The sequence below is a fragment of the Flavobacterium sp. genome (assembly GCF_027490375.1).
GTDB lineage: Bacteria > Bacteroidota > Bacteroidia > Flavobacteriales > Flavobacteriaceae > Flavobacterium.
In genome coordinates, this window is sequence record NZ_JAIXYH010000086.1 from 1 (window position 1) to 18,742 (window position 18,742).

Annotated in this window: 18 protein-coding genes and 1 tRNA gene; 4 read left to right on the forward strand and 15 right to left on the reverse strand. The window is 41.0% G+C overall.

Translation table 11 applies throughout. From position 1 onward, the window contains the following. Positions 1–482 precede the first annotated feature (482 nt). The 3 genes from Q0064_RS13030 to Q0064_RS13040 form a co-directional block, all read right to left on the reverse strand. Positions 483–650, reverse strand: coding sequence for a hypothetical protein (locus tag Q0064_RS13030; RefSeq protein ID WP_298148653.1), 168 nt, complete (start codon positions 648–650; stop codon positions 483–485). A 159-nt stretch (positions 651–809) separates the two neighbouring features. Next, positions 810–2,999, reverse strand: a complete 2,190-nt coding sequence (locus tag Q0064_RS13035; RefSeq protein WP_298148654.1) for a glutamine synthetase III — start codon at positions 2,997–2,999, stop codon at positions 810–812. 153 nt (positions 3,000–3,152) lie between these two features. Beyond that, on the reverse strand, positions 3,153–3,674 hold the full coding sequence (locus Q0064_RS13040) for a hypothetical protein (protein ID WP_298148655.1): 522 nt from the start codon (positions 3,672–3,674) through the stop codon (positions 3,153–3,155). 83 nt (positions 3,675–3,757) lie between these two features. Between Q0064_RS13040 and Q0064_RS13045 the strand changes: the two genes are divergently transcribed. Beyond that, positions 3,758–4,303, forward strand: a complete 546-nt coding sequence (locus Q0064_RS13045) for a DUF1543 domain-containing protein (protein ID WP_298148656.1) — start codon at positions 3,758–3,760, stop codon at positions 4,301–4,303. A 62-nt stretch (positions 4,304–4,365) separates the two neighbouring features. Here the strand turns inward: Q0064_RS13045 and Q0064_RS13050 are convergent. The 6 genes from Q0064_RS13050 to Q0064_RS13075 all read right to left on the reverse strand — a co-directional run bounded on the left by Q0064_RS13050 (position 4,366) and on the right by Q0064_RS13075 (position 12,031). Further along, positions 4,366–4,440: transfer RNA gene (locus Q0064_RS13050), tRNA-Val, on the reverse strand. A gap of 319 nt (positions 4,441–4,759) precedes the next feature. Beyond that, positions 4,760–5,746, reverse strand: coding sequence for a transporter (locus Q0064_RS13055; RefSeq protein ID WP_298148657.1), 987 nt, complete (start codon positions 5,744–5,746; stop codon positions 4,760–4,762). After that, positions 5,706–6,776, reverse strand: a complete 1,071-nt coding sequence (locus tag Q0064_RS13060) for a cytochrome c peroxidase (protein ID WP_298148658.1) — start codon at positions 6,774–6,776, stop codon at positions 5,706–5,708. The genes Q0064_RS13055 and Q0064_RS13060 overlap by 41 nt, the downstream gene beginning before the upstream one ends. Then, a complete protein-coding gene (locus tag Q0064_RS13065; RefSeq protein WP_298148659.1) occupies positions 6,760–7,560 on the reverse strand; it encodes an MbnP family protein in 801 nt (266 codons plus the stop codon). Before Q0064_RS13065 ends, Q0064_RS13060 begins: the two co-directional genes overlap by 17 nt. 111 nt (positions 7,561–7,671) lie before the next feature. Next, positions 7,672–8,064: a hypothetical protein gene (locus tag Q0064_RS13070; protein WP_298148660.1), complete on the reverse strand. Its 393-nt coding sequence runs from the start codon at positions 8,062–8,064 to the stop codon at positions 7,672–7,674. Positions 8,065–8,611: 547 nt separating this feature from the next. Next, a complete protein-coding gene (locus tag Q0064_RS13075) occupies positions 8,612–12,031 on the reverse strand; it encodes a methylmalonyl-CoA mutase family protein (protein WP_298148661.1) in 3,420 nt (1,139 codons plus the stop codon). Between the two features lie 134 nt (positions 12,032–12,165). Here Q0064_RS13075 and Q0064_RS13080 point away from each other — a divergent pair, with 134 nt between their 5' ends. Both Q0064_RS13080 and Q0064_RS13085 read left to right on the forward strand, forming a co-directional pair. After that, complete coding sequence (locus tag Q0064_RS13080) at positions 12,166–12,759, forward strand: outer membrane beta-barrel protein (RefSeq protein ID WP_298148662.1); 594 nt, start codon at positions 12,166–12,168, stop codon at positions 12,757–12,759. A 139-nt stretch (positions 12,760–12,898) separates the two neighbouring features. Then, positions 12,899–13,591 carry a DUF4197 domain-containing protein gene (locus tag Q0064_RS13085; RefSeq protein ID WP_298148663.1) on the forward strand — a complete coding sequence of 231 codons (693 nt, stop codon included), beginning with the start codon at positions 12,899–12,901 and terminating at the stop codon, positions 13,589–13,591. 233 nt (positions 13,592–13,824) lie between these two features. Here the strand turns inward: Q0064_RS13085 and Q0064_RS13090 are convergent, their stop codons facing one another. Both Q0064_RS13090 and Q0064_RS13095 read right to left on the reverse strand, forming a co-directional pair. Further along, entirely contained in the window at positions 13,825–14,598 is a 774-nt protein-coding gene (locus Q0064_RS13090) for an alpha/beta hydrolase (protein ID WP_298148664.1), read from the reverse strand. After that, complete coding sequence (locus Q0064_RS13095) at positions 14,598–15,395, reverse strand: helical backbone metal receptor (protein WP_298148665.1); 798 nt, start codon at positions 15,393–15,395, stop codon at positions 14,598–14,600. The genes Q0064_RS13090 and Q0064_RS13095 overlap by 1 nt, the downstream gene beginning before the upstream one ends. Positions 15,396–15,437: 42 nt before the next feature. On the opposite strand from Q0064_RS13095, the gene rlmH reads away from it, so the two are divergent. Next, on the forward strand, positions 15,438–15,911 hold the full coding sequence (gene rlmH / locus Q0064_RS13100; RefSeq protein WP_298148666.1) for a 23S rRNA (pseudouridine(1915)-N(3))-methyltransferase RlmH: 474 nt from the start codon (positions 15,438–15,440) through the stop codon (positions 15,909–15,911). 214 nt (positions 15,912–16,125) lie between these two features. Here the strand turns inward: rlmH and Q0064_RS13105 are convergent, their stop codons facing one another. From Q0064_RS13105 to Q0064_RS13120, 4 genes are all read right to left on the reverse strand, one after another. Further along, complete coding sequence (locus Q0064_RS13105) at positions 16,126–17,163, reverse strand: NAD-dependent epimerase/dehydratase family protein (protein WP_298148667.1); 1,038 nt, start codon at positions 17,161–17,163, stop codon at positions 16,126–16,128. 37 nt (positions 17,164–17,200) lie between these two features. Continuing rightward, a complete protein-coding gene (locus Q0064_RS13110; protein WP_298148668.1) occupies positions 17,201–17,776 on the reverse strand; it encodes a Crp/Fnr family transcriptional regulator in 576 nt (191 codons plus the stop codon). Positions 17,777–18,168: 392 nt separating this feature from the next. After that, positions 18,169–18,474: a helix-turn-helix transcriptional regulator gene (locus Q0064_RS13115; protein WP_298148669.1), complete on the reverse strand. Its 306-nt coding sequence runs from the start codon at positions 18,472–18,474 to the stop codon at positions 18,169–18,171. Further along, the gene (locus Q0064_RS13120; protein ID WP_366095298.1) at positions 18,471–18,701 is read right to left on the reverse strand and encodes a type II toxin-antitoxin system RelE/ParE family toxin; all 231 of its coding nucleotides are present in this window, start codon (positions 18,699–18,701) and stop codon (positions 18,471–18,473) included. The genes Q0064_RS13115 and Q0064_RS13120 overlap by 4 nt, the downstream gene beginning before the upstream one ends. Between the last annotated feature and the right edge of the window lie 41 nt (positions 18,702–18,742).

Consider the following 18,742-nt stretch of genomic DNA (forward strand, 5'->3'; position numbering starts at 1 on the left):
CCGCGTATCGTGGGTGCCTGAGCTTGTCGAAGGCTTTTTTAGAAGATAGAAGCGAGAAGCGAGAAGCTAGACTACGCGACGTTCACCACTAAACGTATCGTTTTGCCCGCCCGAGCCCACGTATCGTCGGAGCCTGAGCCTGTCGAAGGCTGGTACGATTTTTTGTGGATTGACACGTTCTGTGTTTTCCTCACCGGTACCCTATTGCGCAAAATTCTGTGAGGTTCAGTGTTTTCTGTGCGCTAAAAAAGCTGGTACGTGAGCGGGTCGAAGGCAAACATGGTGTACATTGTGAAAAAATTCGTAGAACATTGTGCTCCATCGGCTCCAAAGCTTGTTGAATGCTTAACCGCAAAGAACGCGAAGATTTACGCAAAGTTCGCAAAGAGAAAATTTTTCCCTTCCGCTAGCTTTGGGAATTCACTTTTTTAGCTTTCCGCGTTTCTTCGTTGCTATTCGGGTGGACCACATAGGCACAGAGTTCACAAAGGATTAATGATATCCAATAGGTAGATTTTACTTCTTACCGTTATTTCTTTTTCGCTTTTTTCACTTTTTTCACTTTTTTCTATTTTTTCTATTTTTCCCTTGCGCAACTTTTCCGCGCGAACGGGTGCAGCGGCATACTTTTTGGCGATTTTAATTTCCACCGAACGTTTGCCAAAAAGATACAGCGGAACACGTGACGGCGTGAACCTCTTTTGCGCAGCGACGACTCGTTTGCCGGCGCGCCCAAAAAAAGAAAAGGCTGCAAAAAAAAAGCTGCTCGAATAATCAAGCAGCTTTATAAAGATTAGTTCCCAGTATGACTAGCGAGTAAACAACAACTCTCGGTATTTGGTGAGTGTCCAACTTTCGTCGTCTACCAACAACTCGAGTTTGTCGCAGTGCTCGCGAATAACATCAAAATAAGGTTTTACCTCGTCGCAGTACGCCTCTGCCATAGCCTGCGCATCAGTTAGGGCATTTGCGCGCTTACGTGCTTCGGTCATTTGCTCTACATTGGCGTTAATGCCTGCTATGTGACCGCTTATTTCTTTAATCAACGCAATTTGCTCACGGGCAATGTTTTCGTAATCGGCTCCGAAAATTTCTTTCAAACCTTTTACGTTTTCGATCAGTGTATTTTGATAACGAATTGCCGTTGGAATCACGTGATTACGAGCAATATCGCCCAATACACGGCCTTCAATTTGAATCTTTTTCGTGTATTCTTCTAGCTCAATTTCGTAACGTGCCTCTACCTCAACATGATTCATGATGTTCAGTTCAGAAAACAAATCCAAAGCCGCTTTGCTTACTTTTGCTTTCAGAGCTTTTGGCGTAGTCTTGTGATTGCTCAACTTGCGTTTTGCCGCTTCTTGTTCCCAGGCATCGCTGTAGCCATCGCCTTCAAACAAAATGTTTTTCGAACCTTTGATGTATTCGCGCAAAACGTTGAAAATAGCTTCGTCTTTCTTTAAACCTTTGCCATCGATTAGTGCATCTACTTCTTTCTTGAAATCGCGCAATTGCTTGGCTACGATTGCGTTAAGCGTAGTCATGGCATTGGCACAGTTTGCCGACGAACCTACCGCTCTAAATTCGAATTTGTTTCCTGTGAAGGCAAACGGCGACGTACGGTTACGGTCGGTGTTGTCGAGCAATACATCTGGAATTTTTCCAACAACGTTCAGTTTCAAATCGGTTTTTTCTTCCGGCGAAAGTTTGCCATCCGAAACGCCTTCCAACTCGGCCAAAACCTTGGTAAGCTGCTGACCAATAAATACGGAAATAATTGCAGGCGGTGCTTCGTTAGCTCCTAAACGGTGGTCGTTACTTGCTGTTGCAATACTCGCACGCAATAACTCTTCGTATTTGTTTACTGCAACGATGGTATTGATGAAAAACGACAAGAACTGTAAGTTGCTCATAGGCGTTTTTCCGGGCGATAATAAGTTTACGCCGGTATCGGTTGCCATCGACCAGTTGTTGTGCTTCCCGGAACCGTTTACACCTTTAAAAGGCTTTTCGTGGAAAAGTACTTTAAAATCGTGACGCTCACCTACTTTTTGCATCACATCCATCAAAAGAGAGTTGTGATCAACAGCTAAGTTTGTTTCTTCAAAAATCGGTGCTACTTCAAACTGATTTGGCGCTACTTCGTTATGACGAGTTTTTACTGGAATTCCCAAAAGCATGCACTCTTGTTCTAATTCGCGCATAAAATTCAATGCTCGTGACGGAATTGATCCAAAGTAGTGATCTTCTAATTGTTGCCCTTTTGCTGAAGTATGTCCGAGCAACGTGCGACCCGTCATTAATATATCCGGACGCGAGTTAGCTAAAGCGGTATCTACCAAAAAGTACTCTTGTTCCCATCCTAAAGTGGCAGTTACTTTCTTTACATTTTTATCGAAGTACTTACATACATCGGTCGCTGCTTCGTCAACAGCATTTAATGCACGCAACAGTGGCGTTTTATAATCGAGTGCTTCGCCGGTGTAAGAAATAAACACCGTTGGAATACACAAAGTAGTTCCAAAAATGAATGCAGGAGAAGTTGGATCCCAAGCCGTATAGCCACGTGCTTCAAATGTATTTCGGATACCTCCGTTCGGGAAACTCGAGGCGTCTGGTTCTTGTTGTACTAATTGTCCGCCGCCAAATTTCTCTAACGGATCTGAACCATCGTACGAAGTTTCGAAAAACGCATCGTGCTTTTCAGCTGTCGCGCCCGTTAAAGGTTGAAACCAGTGTGTGTAGTGTGTTACACCTTTAGTTAAAGCCCATTCTTTCATGCCCATGGCAATGTAATCGGCCAGTTTACGGTCAATTTTAGTTCCGTGCTGAATGGCATCTTGTACACCTTTGTAAGCATCAGGCGTTAAAAACTGCTTCATAGCACGCTGATTGAAAACATTTAATCCGAATAAAACAGATTTTCTGTCGGTTTCTTCAAATTTTACCGGTTTGCGCGAAGACGCCTCTTGTAAGGCACGAAAACGTAGTGTTGACATAAATTTAATTGTTTTTTTGAGGATACCCCCTATTTTTATGTGGCAAATATAAGCGAATTTTATTTTTTCGCATTTACACCCCTAAAAAATTTACAATTTCTTATTGCAAAAAAAATCCGCTCGAAAGCGGATTCTTAAAAATGTATGTTGTTTTTAGCGTTGTTTCTGTGGAAGTATGGTTACGTTTTGATCGTTGATACCGTATCCTGCGATGGTTTCGTAGTAATTATTATGATCAGGTCTTGCTACACCTCTGCTGAAAAAGCCCGGAATAATTACGATTCGAAATACGCGATTATCAAACCATGTATTTGAGATTGTGGATAAGTTGAAATTAGCGTCTACGAAAATACTGAAATCTTCTCGGGTAAAATCGTAATTGAATTGCATGATTCCACCGTCGGAAAAAGTGTATACTTGCGGTAGGAGTTTCCATACATCTAGACCATTCTCAACACCCGAAAGCTCATATACCAACACATTATCGGAAGCAAAAATCGCTGGATTTAAATCGTAAAATACCCGATATTCGTTTGCTGGTGTAAAAGTTCCCGTTACTTCGAAAACTTCGCTTTCAATATTTGTTCCTGGAGGTCCTTGTGGACCTGGATCGCCCTCACAGCTAGAAAACAGTGCCGCGGTGAGTACACTCAGGGTAAAAAGTAATTTTTTCATAATTTTCGTTTTTTGATTTAAAAATACCTAACCAAAAATCAAACCATTTATTATACTTTGGCGTACTTTTTCAAAGTTTTACTATGAAATACCCCAATATATACCTCTTTTTGCTTGGCGGAACACCGAAAGGTCGGCTTATTGAACAACACGATCTATTTTTTGGAATCGCAGAAAAACCGCAAGATTTAAAAAACGCGATAAAAAATCATTGGCCAGAAGCGGGAAAATCACTCCATGTAGATGGCTATCTTAAAATGGGTGTTGTTTCTGGATTTTCCATTAAAGTAAGTACTCAACCAGCCACAACCGATTTAAAATTATTTGTTTTTAATTTAGGAGGATACAAACCCGGTGTCTTTACCGAATTTCACGATTTGAAAATAGTTGTAGCAAAATCGTTAGCGGAGGCAACGGCACTGGTTAAAAAAGACCTCTTCTTTACGGATTACAATGCAAAAGGTGCACCTGCTCATGTAGACGACAAATATGCACTCGACATCGACGAAGTTTTCCAGGTTAACGAACATCTAAAAGCGCTGTATCCAGATTTTACGATCGACATCACACCCACCGATTCGCCAGCAGATGAACTTATTTTAGGCTACTTCCCTATCGATAAGTTTTAGAGATTTGCAGCAGTAAAAACGAAAAAAGCTCCCGTTAAGGAAGCTTTAGCGATTGAAAAAAGTGGGCGATACTGGGTTCGAACCAGTGACCCCTACCTTGTCGAGGTAGTGCTCTGAACCAGCTGAGCTAATCGCCCTTTCTGTGGATTGCTTTTACAGCATCACAAAAATGAGAAGAAATACTGATGTAACAAAACTTCGCAGTCACTTTTACATCGGGAAAAAGCAACTGCGAATTCTTGTTTCTGATTACCAAAGACTTTCCTTAAAACCTGAGATTAATTAAAAATCATCGTCAGACCATTACTTGTAATAAAGTTAACAATCAGATTTTTTTAAACCTGCTAATCCTACAAACGACTGCTTGCAACGCTAGATTTTTTGAGATACAACAATCCGATTCATAATCAGTCATTTCAATGCTCTCTGACTTCAATTTTAGAATAGAACTTAGGTTTAAAGAATAAAATTCAAATGTACACTCAAACGTTCGTGTGCCCGCACCTTCCCATTATTTAAGTCCTGCGCGACAGGTAACATGGCCGAAAAGCCTGCATTAATCCATTTTCGGGAAACGTCGAATCCGGCTCGCGCAAAAACAACCCGGCCGGAGGTATCATCTACACGCGAACGGCGACTGTAATTCGACTCAAAAAATTCAGCAGCCACGCCCACTTGCGGTAACATTTGCCAATGCGAAATAGTTATTTTGCGATAAGCTATAGCCGCCAAATTGGTTTGATTTCCAAATCGATATCGGCGTTCGTTTTCCGTTTTAATTAAATACGAGGTCATTACATTGATACCGTTCTTTTGATACTCGAATACATATTCTCCGAGAATAGTGAAATCAAAACTACCCGTTCCCAACTGAAAAGCCGGATTAACCGTGTTGCTGTTCGCTTGATCAAATTCGCCTGTAGGCAACTTGATTCCCAAGCCGCCGTGAAAACGATGCGATTTAGTTTTGGCTTCGTTCTCCGAAGAAAAAAGTTTATATAAAGCATTAAAGCTTACATCTCCCAAACCTGTGCGGGTTTGTACTCCTGCGGCGGTTTCTCGGTTGTGGTGCTGCCACGGAATTTGTGCAGTTAGTTCTAGTTTAGAAGTCACGCGAAAACGCGTCCAAATCTGGTACGTTCTAAACTGCTCTAATCGCCAGGGCGAATTGGTGTACAATCGATCGTTACTTTCATACCGCTGATACATGCTGCGAACGCCTAAAAACGAGTTTTCTCCCACAGTAGAAAAACCCATACTGCCGCCACTTGCCGAACAACCACAGGCGTCGCACAGCAAGCGATTAAAACGAATTGACTCTGAAAACGTACTAACACTGTCGATCGGGCCTAGTGCAAAACCCCAGGCGCTACAGAACAAAAATAGCAAGTAACCAGCTCGTTTAAAACGGCGCAAACCTGCTGTCATTAAGAAATTCTTCATCCGTTAAAGTGTTTAAGAAAGCTTTTATTTGTACTTTCTCTGTTTCTGAAAGTTGTATTCCGTTGATTAAACTTGGATCGATATTCTGCGTTTGTTGAATTCCGGAAGTGTAATGATCAAGCACAGCGTCAAGTGTTCGAAACCTGCCATCGTGCATATACGGGGCGCTTTTCAACACATTTCGCAAGCTCGGAACCTTAAACTTGTACTTATCGGTTTCTATTTGGGTTGTTCGATACTTTCCTAAATCGTTCACAAACGGATTAATCGCTAGTCCGTTGTTGCGAAACGATTGGTCGGTAAACAAGTTCCCGGCATGACACGAGGCACATTTCTGCTGAAATACTTCGTAACCGGATTCCTCCTCTGCAGTTAGTGTAACACCGTCTTCGGCACGTTGCCACTTATCGAATTTGCTGTTTGAAGAAACCATAAGCGACATAAACTGGCCCAATGCCAAGAGCATGTTTTCAGTTGAAATCTGCTCGTTAGGAAACGCCTGTTCAAATAAACGTTTGTACTCCGGATCGGTTCCAAAAAGTGACAACATTTGCTGAAAATTGCCGTTCATCTCAATTTCGGATGTTAAAGCAACAACTGCTATTAGGTCGAGGTGATCAACGGCACCGTCCCACATAAAACTATCATAAAATCCCAAGTTTTGAATGGGCATGCTGTTCCGCGTTCCTAATTGCTCGTTAACACCATGGCTAACACTATGTCCGTGATGAGTAAAAGCAAATGCTTGTTCATGGCAAAATCCGCAAGAAACAACACCATCCGAAGATAAACGACCGTCGTAAAACAATTTCTTGCCTAACTCAAATCCGGCACGTGTTACTTTATTTGCCTCATAATTGTACCTAGGATTCGGAAAATTTTCAGGCTTCCTGAAGCTTAGATCAATATCGGAATATTGTTCCTCGTCTGCATTACAACTGCTGCTCGTTACGGCAACAAGTAACAGAAAAAATCTCGCCGCTTGCGCAAACAAACGGCGAGATAATTTGGGATTAGTCGTTGTGAACATGATCTACTTCAAAAGCTTGCGAAACATTAGAAGTAATATCACCTAGAATCGCGCCTCCCATAATCATAGCGCCCATTCCCATCATACTGTTTGCTTCCAAACTAACTTTGTTTTGGCCATCTAAGATATCTTTAGCGTCGGCAAAAATGTGAATTTGTGGAGTCACAGATTTACGAACAGTAGCCGCTTGGGGCAATGCTAACGTAACTTCAGTATAATTATAAGCAATACCAGTTCGACCGGTATGAACCATAAAGGTCTGCGCATCAGTTTGCGTTGGCGTGGTAAAAGTACCTTCAAACAAAACAAACTTATAGCCCGCCGACCAGCTCCACATCATGCTTTCCGCTTCGGCAAGTGCTAAAAAATTGCCCTGACCCGCAGCTCCAAGGTTAAACTGCTCTTGATCAACTCCAATACCAAAAGTTACCGAAACGTAATCGCCTGCAGGAACACCGTCAAGAGTCAGTAGCTGCGTTTGTACATCACTTTCGTCAACAATAAAATAAGAAGCAGATTTTGGATAAGTAAAAACCGTTCCATCCGATTTTGTAAGACGGATATTACTTACAATGTACTTTAGTTCGTCTACTTTTAAAATTTCCCCATTCGATAATGCATTTGCCTGCGTGCGCAGAATTAAATCCGCACCACCAAAGACCTGATCGAATTCTAAATTTAGTTTGCCTTGGCCAGTAATCGCCTCATCATCAGAAGAACATGATAATAATAATGCTAGTATTGCGAAGCCCGTGGCTACGCGAAATTTATGTAAAGATTTCATTTTAAATATTTTATGATTTTTAAAAAAAAGTTTAGTTGTAGCAACGCGCATACAACAGCGGGCTGAACCTTACAGAATAAAGTTCAACTTCAAATAAACCGAAATGAAATCTTAAACGTTGGGAGGAGGCTGAATAATATTATAGTAACCCGGAAGTGGCTTTAGTTCGAAATTTAAGTAAATCTTTTGGGGTAATTTGTTACAAAAAGTGTTGTATTCGGCCGAGGTAATTGCTGGCAAATAATACAAGGTTTCGAAAAATCCTTTACTTTCTTTTTTTGAAGAATCGTTGCTTGACTGCTCGCTGTCAACTTCTTTAGCGATTTCTTTGGCAAGATGACATTTACCATTACAAGACAACTGCGGTTTCTCTCGGTTGACACATAGATTTTCGACGATATACTGGTAATTTAAAATATACGTAAAAAGTGGAAAAACCGGCTTGAGCAGGAACAAAATACCGAGAATACACGCACACTTTTTCACGGCGCAAAAATACTTCAAGATGTTGTAATTCGACTAGTATTTTTCTTCTTTTTTGGGCAAATCCCGCCACAAAGTGCTTAAAAACGTGCGTTCGACATAAAAATCTACTTTAGAACGCTTAAAATGTGGTTTTTAGATAGACTACGAAAAATTTGCCACAGCATTTTTTAAAGCTAACCATTTAAACAGTCGCTTACCGCGTTGTATTTTTTTGAGATACCTCGGTATCCCAAAGAAAATACGCCTTGTAATCAACTATTTAAATGATTTCTAACTTTAATTTTTATATCGAACTCACGTTTAAACAAAAAGTCTGTGGCGGGTCGGGCTATTGCTAATAGTCCTCGCTTGTCGCCCGTTGGGACGCCAAGCTGCGGGCTATCACGCGCTATCCCTTTTGCGGAGATTGTGCTAAAAAAATACGACTCCAAATCCGACCAATACAAAAAAAGCACACATGGCGATCTGACACAGATTTGTAATCGAGCGCAGCTTACAATCCGTACTCGCCGCCCGTTGGGACGCCAAGCTGCGGGCTATCACGCGCTATCCCTTTTGCGAAGATTTACATATTTCTTCGGTACTGTCCGCCTACTTCAAAAAGTGCCGAAGTAATTTGTCCCAACGAGCAATACTTCGTAGCTTCCATCAATTCCTCAAAAATATTTCGGTTGTTAATTGCTGCTTGTTGTACACGTTCTAAGACTTCTGAAACCTGAACCTGATAACGCTTGTGCAGTTCTCCTAACATGTGAATCTGGTACGCTTTTTCTTCTTCGGTAGCTCGTATTACTTCCGCTGGAATAACCGTAGGCGAACCTTTCGAACTCAAAAACGTATTCACGCCAATAATCGGGAATTCTCCTGTGTGCTTCAAGGTCTCGTAATACAAACTTTCTTCCTGTATTTTTCCGCGTTGATACATGGTTTCCATAGCACCTAAAACTCCGCCACGCTCGGTAATACGGTCGAATTCTTGCAAAACAGCTTCTTCGACTAAATCCGTTAATTCTTCGATAATAAACGAACCTTGAATCGGATTCTCATTTTTCGCTAAACCTAATTCCTTATTGATAATCAATTGTATCGCCATAGCTCGACGAACCGATTCTTCAGTCGGCGTTGTAATCGCTTCATCATACGCATTCGTATGCAATGAGTTACAATTGTCGTAAATCGCGTACAGCGCTTGTAAAGTGGTTCGGATGTCGTTAAAATCAATTTCCTGCGCATGTAACGAACGACCCGAGGTTTGGATATGATACTTCAGCATTTGCGAACGTTCGTTAGCACCGTACTTGTCGCGTAGTGCTTTTGCCCACAAACGGCGCGCAACACGTCCAATTACCGCATATTCCGGATCGATACCGTTGCTGAAAAAGAACGATAAGTTTGGCCCAAAATCGTTTATGTCCATTCCACGACTCAAATAGTATTCCACGTAAGTGAAACCATTTGCGAGCGTAAACGCCAACTGCGTGATGGGGTTGGCACCTGCTTCGGCAATATGATAACCAGAAATCGAAACCGAATAAAAGTTACGAACCGATTTCTGTATGAAATACGACTGCACATCGCCCATTAATCGGAGCGCGAACTCCGTTGAAAAAATACAAGTGTTTTGTGCCTGATCTTCTTTCAGAATATCTGCCTGAACCGTTCCGCGAACTTGCATCAAGGTTTTGGCTTTAATTTCTTCGTACACGTTGGCAGGCAATACCTGATCGCCTGTTACACCGAGCAGCATCAAACCTAAACCATCGTTACCTTCCGGCAGAGTTCCTTGGTAACGCGGACGTACACAACCCGATTCTCTGTAAATCGCTGCAATTTTTGCTTCAACCTCAGCTTCTAATCCGTGTTCTTTGATATACAACTCGCATTGCTGATCGATCGCGGCATTCATAAAATAACCCAACAACATCGGAGCCGGACCATTGATGGTCATACTCACCGACGTTAACGGATGCACCAAATTGAATCCGCTGTATAATTTTTTAGCGTCGTCTAGACAGCAAATAGAAACTCCGGCGTTGCCAATTTTTCCGTAAATATCCGGACGCAAATCCGGGTCGTTTCCGTATAAAGTAACACTGTCGAAAGCTGTTGATAAACGTTTGGCTGGCATACCTGCAGATACGTAATGAAAACGCTTGTTGGTACGTTCAGGACCGCCTTCGCCAGCAAACATCCGCGACGGATCTTCGCCTTCGCGCTTAAACGGATATAAACCCGAGGTAAACGGAAACTTTCCAGGAACGTTTTCTTGCAATTGCCAACGCAACACATCGCCCCAAGCTTCGTACTTCGGCAAAGCCACTTTAGGTATTTGCGTATGGCTTAACGACTCAGTATGCGTAGCAATGTTTATTTGTTTGTCGCGCACCTTAAACGAATACACCGGATTTTTGTACTGCGCCTGTACGTGTTCCCAATCGCGAATGAGCTCCCAGTTTTTACCTTCCAAAAGCATTTTCACTCGATCGAATTCTTTGTACAATAAATCTAATAATTCGGCATTTTCGGAACTGGACGTTATAACTTCCAGACCGTTTTTCTCTAGTTTAGGTTGCTTGTGCGCAACGGTTTCTATGGTTTTGAAGATGCCGTATAGTTTTTGCGCCAACTCCGATTGTAGTAAGCTACGCTCGTCGTATTTGCGGTTATTCTCGGCAATTTCACTTAAATAACGTGTTCTGTGTGGCGGAATAACGTAAATTTTCTCGCTCATTTCTCTCGTAATCTCAAAGCTTGATTCCAGCGAAGCGGCAGTTTTTTCATGCAGCTTATCCATAATCGCTTTGTACAAGGCGTTCATTCCTGGGTCGTTAAATTGCGAGGCAATCGTGCCAAAAACAGGCATGTCGTCCGGATTTTTATCCCATAAATTGTGATTGCGTTGGTACTGCTTTTTCACATCGCGCAAGGCATCGAGTGCTCCGCGTTTATCGAATTTATTGAGCGCAACCAAGTCTGCGAAATCGAGCATATCGATTTTCTCGAGCTGTGTCGCAGCACCAAATTCAGGTGTCATAACATATAGCGACACATCGGAATGATCCATAATTTCGGTATCCGATTGGCCGATGCCGCTGGTTTCGAGGATAATCAAATCGTAGTTTGCCGCTTTTAATACTTCGATGGCTTCGGCTACGTACTTGGATAACGCTAGATTCGATTGACGTGTGGCAAGAGAACGCATGTAAACGCGCGGCGAATTGATGGCATTCATTCGAATACGATCGCCGAGCAGCGCACCGCCGGTTTTTCTTTTACTTGGATCAACCGAAATGATTCCCAGCGCTTTATCTTTAAAATCGACCAGAAAACGGCGTACCAGTTCATCGACCAAAGACGACTTTCCGGCTCCGCCCGTTCCGGTGATTCCCAAGACGGGAACTTTCGATGTTTTATTTTGTTCGCGAATTTCTGACAAGGCTGTTGCAGCTGTTTCTGGAAAATTCTCCGCTGCTGAGATCAGACGGGCAACAGCAGTTGTTTTTTTAGCTGGTAAATCTTTCAATTCACCATTGAGTTTATCGCCGATAGGAAAGTCGGAACGTTGCACCAAATCGTTAATCATACCTTGAAGTCCCATAGCGCGACCGTCGTCTGGCGAGTAAATTCGCGTAATACCGTAGTCGTGGAGTTCGGCAATTTCCGACGGCAGAATAACACCACCACCACCACCAAATATTTTGATATGACCCGCACCTTTCTCTTGAAGCAAGTCGTACATGTATTTAAAATACTCATTATGACCGCCTTGATACGAGGTCATTGCGATTGCGTTAGCATCCTCTTGAATGGCGGTGTTCACTACTTCTTCCACCGAACGGTCGTGACCAAGGTGAATTACCTCAACACCCGTTGCCTGAATGATACGGCGCATGATGTTTATGGCAGCATCGTGTCCGTCAAACAGCGATGCAGCGGTTACAATTCTTACTTTGTGTTTTGGTTGATACGGTACTTGTTGTTCCATGCTTGAAGAGCCCTTTTTTTGGTGGCGCAATTTACCACTTTTTGCAAAGAAATCGTTTGCGTAAACGCCAAAGAGTTCTCAAAGATAGATTAACTCCATAAATCAAAATATTCATAGCTTTGCGAAAAAAAGCAATGACTAGATTTACTTGGACATTTTTCGCGTTACTGTCTTTGAATTTTATCCACGGACAAATTAGAGAAGCAGGTACTTTTGAGGTAGTTCCCGTCCTCGGGTACTCATGGGCTAACTATTACGGTAATGATGGCGACCCCTTCGGCAACATAAATAGCATTAATGTAGGTGCCCATGCCGATTACTATTTTGACGATCGCTGGAGTTTAAGAAGTGGTATTTTTTACCAAACCATGGGTGCAACGGTTGATGCCTTTAAAGATAAACATAGCTTTTTGACTATTCCATTAAATATGAACTGGCATTTTGGCGGAAACCGTGGCTGGAACCTAAACTTTGGACCAAATTTTGGATATTTAGTTAATACCGAATCGACTTTTAATGGACAGGAATTATTGGATTCGGAACCCGTTAGAAAGGTTCAAGCAGGTATTAGCTTAGGAATTGGGTACAAATTCGCCGTAAGTGACAACATTTCCGTTTTAATCGATTACCAAGAACAACTTGCAATTACAAAAGTCTTCAAAACTAGCGAAATAGATTTATTCAACAGTTTTAGTTCGATTAACGTCGGCGCCGTTTTTTCGTTGTAATATTGCTTTTCAATTAGCATTGTTTTGATATGATCGTAAAATTTACAGCTGTAAAAGCGCGAACTCATTTACCTTTTAGAGCGCCATCAAAGTAGTTCGAGCTCAAACAAACAATGTAAATTGCTGCAAAATTGAATCTATGAAAAAACTAAGTCTAATTTTACTCGTTCTTGTTCTAAGTTCCTGCGCCGAAATGCAAAAAATCGCATCGGAATACGGTGGAATGGCCAACCCTGATATTGCGGCCGGACTGCGACAAGCACTGCAATTTGGCATTGATAAACAAGTTCAAAAGCTTACGGCAACCGATGGCTTTTTTAAAAACCAGGCCGTAAAAATTATGTTGCCCGACGAGCTTAAAAAAGTAGATGCCACGCTACGTAAAATCGGCTTAAATTCATTAGCCGACGACGGGTTGCGTGTACTGAATCGCGCTGCTGAATCGGCTGTAAAAGAAGCGACGCCCGTTTTTGTTGACGCAGTTCAAAAACTTAGCTTCAATGATGCCAAAAACATACTTTTAGGTAGCAAAACCGCGGCAACACAATACTTGCAACAAACAACCACAACACCGCTGTACGGAAAATTCAATCCAGTGGTAAAGCAATCGCTCAGTAAAGTTGGAGCTGATAAAGTGTGGAAAGAAATTATCTCAAAATACAATGCGGTTCCGCTTGTCAGCAAAGTAAACCCAGACCTTACCGATTACGTGACAAACAAAGCACTAGAAGGCGTTTTTAAAATGATTGCCGTAGAAGAACAAGAAATTCGAAGCAACCTGCAAGCACGAACAACGCCATTACTTAAACAAGTGTTTGCTATGCAAGATTAATTTAACGGAAAATCAGGCTAAAGTTTTGTGACAGCAATAACAAATTAATAACACAGCATTAACACATTGAATGTGAATTACTAAGCATCTTTGTACTGTAGAAATACATACATTGGTTTGGTTAGTTAGCAAAGGAGAGGTGGTATTCGTATCACCTCTTTTTTTTGTGCATACTCAAGTGAAAACGACAAACAAAAACACCTCATTTTCAATACTTAAGACAGTAATTTCTTCTATTCTTCTTTTAGAAACGACTCGACAAGTTGGTTAAAAATGTCGGATTGTTCGACATTCACCACATGTCCGCACTTGGGAATTACAGCCAGTTTAGCGCTCTTTTGTTGCTGAACCGTGGCTCGAACGCTGGGTAAAAACATAAAATCTTCGCTGCCGCTGATGAAAAGTGCCTGCGCTTGCAGCTGTGTTTCGCGCAAAAGACGCAATTCGGCATTCACATTCAAAGTAAGTTTGTACCAGCGAATAAACTCGCCTTCGCGTAAACGTTTGGCTTCTCGGATGAACAAACGCCGGGAAGGAGCATGATTCTTCTTCGGCATGATAATCCACGCGAAAAAAATATACAGCCATAAATACGGAACAGCATTCTTCAAAACTTTTCCCAAATTCATCAGAACTTGTGCACGAAAGTTAAGTTGTAAAATAGCGCCGCCAGGCACCAATTTATCGCATAAATTTGGACGCAGTTGCGCCAATTTGAAAATAAGAATCGACCCCAATGAAATTCCTACAAAATGTGATTTCTGAATCTTCAGATGATCTAACACTTCGATAATTTCAACAGTAATATCTACAAAAGTGTAGGGTTTCTCGGAAACGGCTTGTTTGGCCGACGCGCCGTGTCCGCGTAAATCGATCAATAAAATCCGATACTTCGGCGCAAAATAACGCAGCTGTTTGTACCAAATTGCCGAGCTTCCGCCAGCGCCGTGAATGAATGTAATCCAGGGAGCGCTGGTATCCGACCCGTAAGTAGTGTACGCCAACATTAGCCGTTGATTTTCTCTTGTAACAATTCAAAATACGCCAATGCCGTGTGCAAACCCGTTCCGAACCACGAAAAAGCTTCGCCGTCAACAAAAACGGTTTTGGCGTGATGTGTAAACCGACCTACTTCAAACGCATCGGCATCAGAAAACGGATACGGCTCCGACGACAAAAAAACAAAATCGGGATCATAATCTTGACGTACCATAGGCATCAATATTTCCGGATAACGTGTTAACTGCGCACAAACATTGGTAAATCCAGCAAGGTCTAACATTTCATGTATGTACGTATCGCCGCCCACACTCATCCAAGGAGTTTTCCAAATTAAATACAAAACTTTAGGTTTTTCAGTGAAATCGCGTTGCTTAAAAAGTTCGAGCCGCTGCTTAATTTCACCCAGCCATTTTGTGGCTTCCACGCGCTTTCCGAGCAAAATGCCAAACTGTTCAATCATTCGAAAACTATCGGCTATATTTTTTATGTCAGTCACAAAAACCGGTGCGATTTTTTGGAGCTCCAGCACGTCGTCACGCGTATTTTCTTCCTTATTGGCAATAATCAAATCCGGATTCAATGCCGCAATTTTACTGATTTTTACATTTTTGGTTCCGCCGATTTTCTGTGCTTTATGCCGAATATGCGCCGGATGCACGCAAAATTTCGTGACACCTACCAGCTGATCTTCACCACCTAAATCGCAGATCGTCTTTGTGATCGAAGGAACGAGCGAAATAACGCTCTGAGGTACTTGAGCTAAGCTAATTTCTGTTCCTAAATCGTCGGTTATGCGAATCATCGGTTACTTTTGCAACGAAAGTAAGCAATAAGCTCAAGTTTTATGACGCTAAAATTAATGGCCGTTGGAAAAACCGACGATAAGCAACTGGAAGCGCTGACCGACAGGTTTGTAAATCGACTTAAACATTACATAAAGTTTGAGATCGATTTTCTAGCAGATATTAAAAACGTAAAGAATTTATCGGAAGCGCAGCAAAAAGAAAAGGAAGGACAGCTCCTTTTAGCTAAGGTGGCCAACACCGATTTTCTGGTTTTACTCGACGAGCGAGGCAAATCGTTTAGCAGCGAGGCGTTTGCCGATTACTTGCAACAGCGCATGAACTCGGGCGTTAAGAATCTGATTTTCGTTATTGGCGGTCCGTACGGCTTTTCAGAAGCAGTTTATGAGCGCTCAAATGCAAAAATTTCGCTCTCTGCGATGACGTTTTCCCATCAGATGATTCGCTTATTTGTGGTTGAACAACTGTATCGTGGCTTTACTATTTTGCGCAACGAACCCTATCACCACGGGTAATATTTAAAAGATATTTCGATTTAAAATTGCTATCAGAAAACATGTAAATGGCTGATTAAAGGCAGATTTGTGCGGAAAAATCAAGTGTTTTTAAAACGTCATTGAATTTTGAGTAATTTGGGTACGGTTCTTCAAAGTGTTTAGGGATAGCGGAAAGGAGGTTCCTAGCTGGTGTTGTGCAACGGTTACGCCTGACACCAGCTGCCCTTCTCCTCTACAAACGCATCCTATTGTTTTGTAAATATGTCAATGCGTCAATTACTGCTTGTTTCGTGTTTTTGGGATTAAATCCTAATTCTGTTTTTGCTTTTGAAATGTCAAAGTCTTGTTGCAAGCCTGAAAACATGGCAATGTCTTTGGTAGAAAGTAATGGTGCTTCTCCTGTAATTCTACTACCCAATTCCATAAACCAAGCAACTGCAAATAATATTGTTTTAGGAACTGGACTAGGTAATTTAATTTTCAATTCGGGGAAAAGTTCCTGTGCAATTTTAGTCGTTTCTTTTAATGAGAGACATTTTTCATTTGCCAAAATGTATCTTTCTCCGTTCCTTCCCTTTGTGGCCGCTAAATAACAACCTTTTGCAACATCAGTAACATCTATCCAGTTTAGGGTAATTTTTGTTTCAACAGGTACTTGCTTATCCAAAATAAGTTTCAAAATATTGTAGGAAGTACTTAAAGGGGGAAATGCCACACTTCCAATCATTGCAGAAGGCAGCACCGCAACTAATTCAATGTTATGCTTTTTGGCCAATTCAAAAGCCAATTTTTCTCCATCATTTTTTGAGTTATAATACCAATTTCTTCTGTCAGGGTTGCTTCCATTGCTTTCTTTTGCAGGAAGTTTCGAATAATCTAAGGCTGCAATAGAACTTACATAAACAATTCGTTTTACGCCTGCTGCTGCTGCTGCTTCAATAGCATGCTTTGTCCCCAAAATATTTGTATCGTAGATTTCTCTCTTCGGGTCTTTTGCCCAAAGTTTGAAAACTGCTCCAACAGCATAAAAGGTATCAACTCCTTGCAAAGCATTGATTAACGAGTATTTATTTGTTATGTCCGCCTGCACCACTTCACAATTCAAGCCTGCAAAAGGCTCTTTATTTTTGATGTTACGAACAGAAGCCCTTACTGGAATGCCCTTTTCAATAAGCAACCTTACTAAGTTATTACCAAGATGACCATTTGCACCAGTAACTAATGCCAAATTTTTTTGTTCCATTTCTTTATTTTTTAAATCACGGTACAAAGTTTGACATTGACCTTCTCAAAACACTTCGCAAATGTTACCTAATTGTTTGGTTACGTATTCTACTCAAACTTTTTGGGTTCATTCCCAAAAATGAGGCTATGTATTGTAATGGAACATTATGTAGTATTTCGGGATAGTTTTTTATTAATTTCAAATAACGTTCCTCTGCTGTGAGTGTGGCTAACTCTATTGAACGGTTTTCATTGTATGCAAGAGATTGTTGAAAAACCCAAATACTAAAATCCTTAAAGGCTTCACTTTGTTGCAAAAGCAAATCCAAATTACCTTTAGAAATTCGCAACAATTCGCACTCAGTAATACATTCTAAATTGTTAATTGATTTCTCTTGATTGTTAAAACTGTGATATGATGTTATAAACCCTGGTGGACAATTTAAATGTGTCGTGACTTCTTCACCAATTTCATTGTAATAAAATAACCGAAGGAAACCGTTGTTAATAAAATAGAGATATCTAGGTATTTTACCTTCTTGTTCTATAACTCTGTTTTTAGGAAAGATAACTGGTTCAAAAAATTGTTCACACAATTCCTTGTCTTTATTAGAGAGTTTTATGCTCTTTTCAATTATTTGAAATATACTATCAAACATAATTAGTTTATCGATTTGACGGTTGTCATAGGGTAGCTGCTAACTCAACAATTTGCAAAGTCCCACTCTCTTTCTTAATCCTCAAAAAAAAACCGTAAATTGTTTATTAACAATAGATTATATAAAAAATTACGAGCATCTTCAATTGTTACATTAGACACTCGTTTCGCTTTTTGTCTCTTACGAATATACGTTTTTTCCACTAAACGTTAGTAACGTATTTCCTAGCCCCGAGTGCAGCGGCAGCCCAGAGAAAAAGACAGCTACGTGAACCGCGGAGCAAACGGTTTGGCTTTAACGGACTTTTTTGAAATTGAATCTTTGGTTTTTGTGAGAAACTTGGTAGAGAAAGGAGTTTATGCAACAGTTACTCCTTTAGGTAGTAGGCATTATTAGCCGATCAATAAGTTTACTCGTTTTCCAAGTCCAAATTCAAAAATTCTGTATAGTGTGGAAAGTTGAATGTCGCACTTTCCATTTTCTAATCTAGAAATATAACTCTTTTTGGTTCCTACCTTTTCGGCAAGTTGTTCCTGGGTCATATTTGCTTCTTTTCGTGCTTCTTTCAGCATTTCGCTAATTACAAAATACTGGGCCTTCTTTTCGAAGTTATCCCGTTTCTCTGAACCTATTTTTCCGTATTTAATGTCTAATAACTCGTCAAAGTTTTTAGCATTTTTGATGTTTTCTTTGCTCATTCCTTTTTCATTTTTGAATTAAAATATTGCTCTTTTAATTTCAAAGCCAAGTCAATTTCCCTTTTAGGTGTCTTTTGAGTTTTTTTCTGAAATCCGTTAAACAAAACCACTAAATGTCCTTTGTCGAAACAACAAAATATTCGATAAATGTTGAAAGTGGTCGGCTTTTTCGACAGTTTGTAAATATAGTTTTTTGATTTGAAATTTGTTTTGAACTGAAACGGAATCGAGCTCTGCTGAGGAGCAACTCGCCAGGGTTAAGTTCACC

What these genes read in the sequence shown, in the direction of transcription:
- Q0064_RS13035 (WP_298148654.1), bottom strand. Translation starts at nt 2,999, where the DNA reads ATGTCAACACTACGTTTTCGTGCCTTACAAGAGGCGTCTTCGCGCAAA.
- Q0064_RS13040 (WP_298148655.1), bottom strand. Translation starts at nt 3,674, where the DNA reads ATGAAAAAATTACTTTTTACCCTGAGTGTACTCACCGCGGCACTGTTT.
- Q0064_RS13045 (WP_298148656.1), top strand. Translation starts at nt 3,758, where the DNA reads ATGAAATACCCCAATATATACCTCTTTTTGCTTGGCGGAACACCGAAA.
- Q0064_RS13055 (WP_298148657.1), bottom strand. Translation starts at nt 5,746, where the DNA reads ATGAAGAATTTCTTAATGACAGCAGGTTTGCGCCGTTTTAAACGAGCT.
- Q0064_RS13060 (WP_298148658.1), bottom strand. Translation starts at nt 6,776, where the DNA reads ATGTTCACAACGACTAATCCCAAATTATCTCGCCGTTTGTTTGCGCAA.
- Q0064_RS13065 (WP_298148659.1), bottom strand. Translation starts at nt 7,560, where the DNA reads ATGAAATCTTTACATAAATTTCGCGTAGCCACGGGCTTCGCAATACTA.
- Q0064_RS13075 (WP_298148661.1), bottom strand. Translation starts at nt 12,031, where the DNA reads ATGGAACAACAAGTACCGTATCAACCAAAACACAAAGTAAGAATTGTA.
- Q0064_RS13080 (WP_298148662.1), top strand. Translation starts at nt 12,166, where the DNA reads ATGACTAGATTTACTTGGACATTTTTCGCGTTACTGTCTTTGAATTTT.
- Q0064_RS13085 (WP_298148663.1), top strand. Translation starts at nt 12,899, where the DNA reads ATGAAAAAACTAAGTCTAATTTTACTCGTTCTTGTTCTAAGTTCCTGC.
- Q0064_RS13090 (WP_298148664.1), bottom strand. Translation starts at nt 14,598, where the DNA reads ATGTTGGCGTACACTACTTACGGGTCGGATACCAGCGCTCCCTGGATT.
- Q0064_RS13095 (WP_298148665.1), bottom strand. Translation starts at nt 15,395, where the DNA reads ATGATTCGCATAACCGACGATTTAGGAACAGAAATTAGCTTAGCTCAA.
- rlmH (WP_298148666.1), top strand. Translation starts at nt 15,438, where the DNA reads ATGACGCTAAAATTAATGGCCGTTGGAAAAACCGACGATAAGCAACTG.
- Q0064_RS13110 (WP_298148668.1), bottom strand. Translation starts at nt 17,776, where the DNA reads ATGTTTGATAGTATATTTCAAATAATTGAAAAGAGCATAAAACTCTCT.
- Q0064_RS13115 (WP_298148669.1), bottom strand. Translation starts at nt 18,474, where the DNA reads ATGAGCAAAGAAAACATCAAAAATGCTAAAAACTTTGACGAGTTATTA.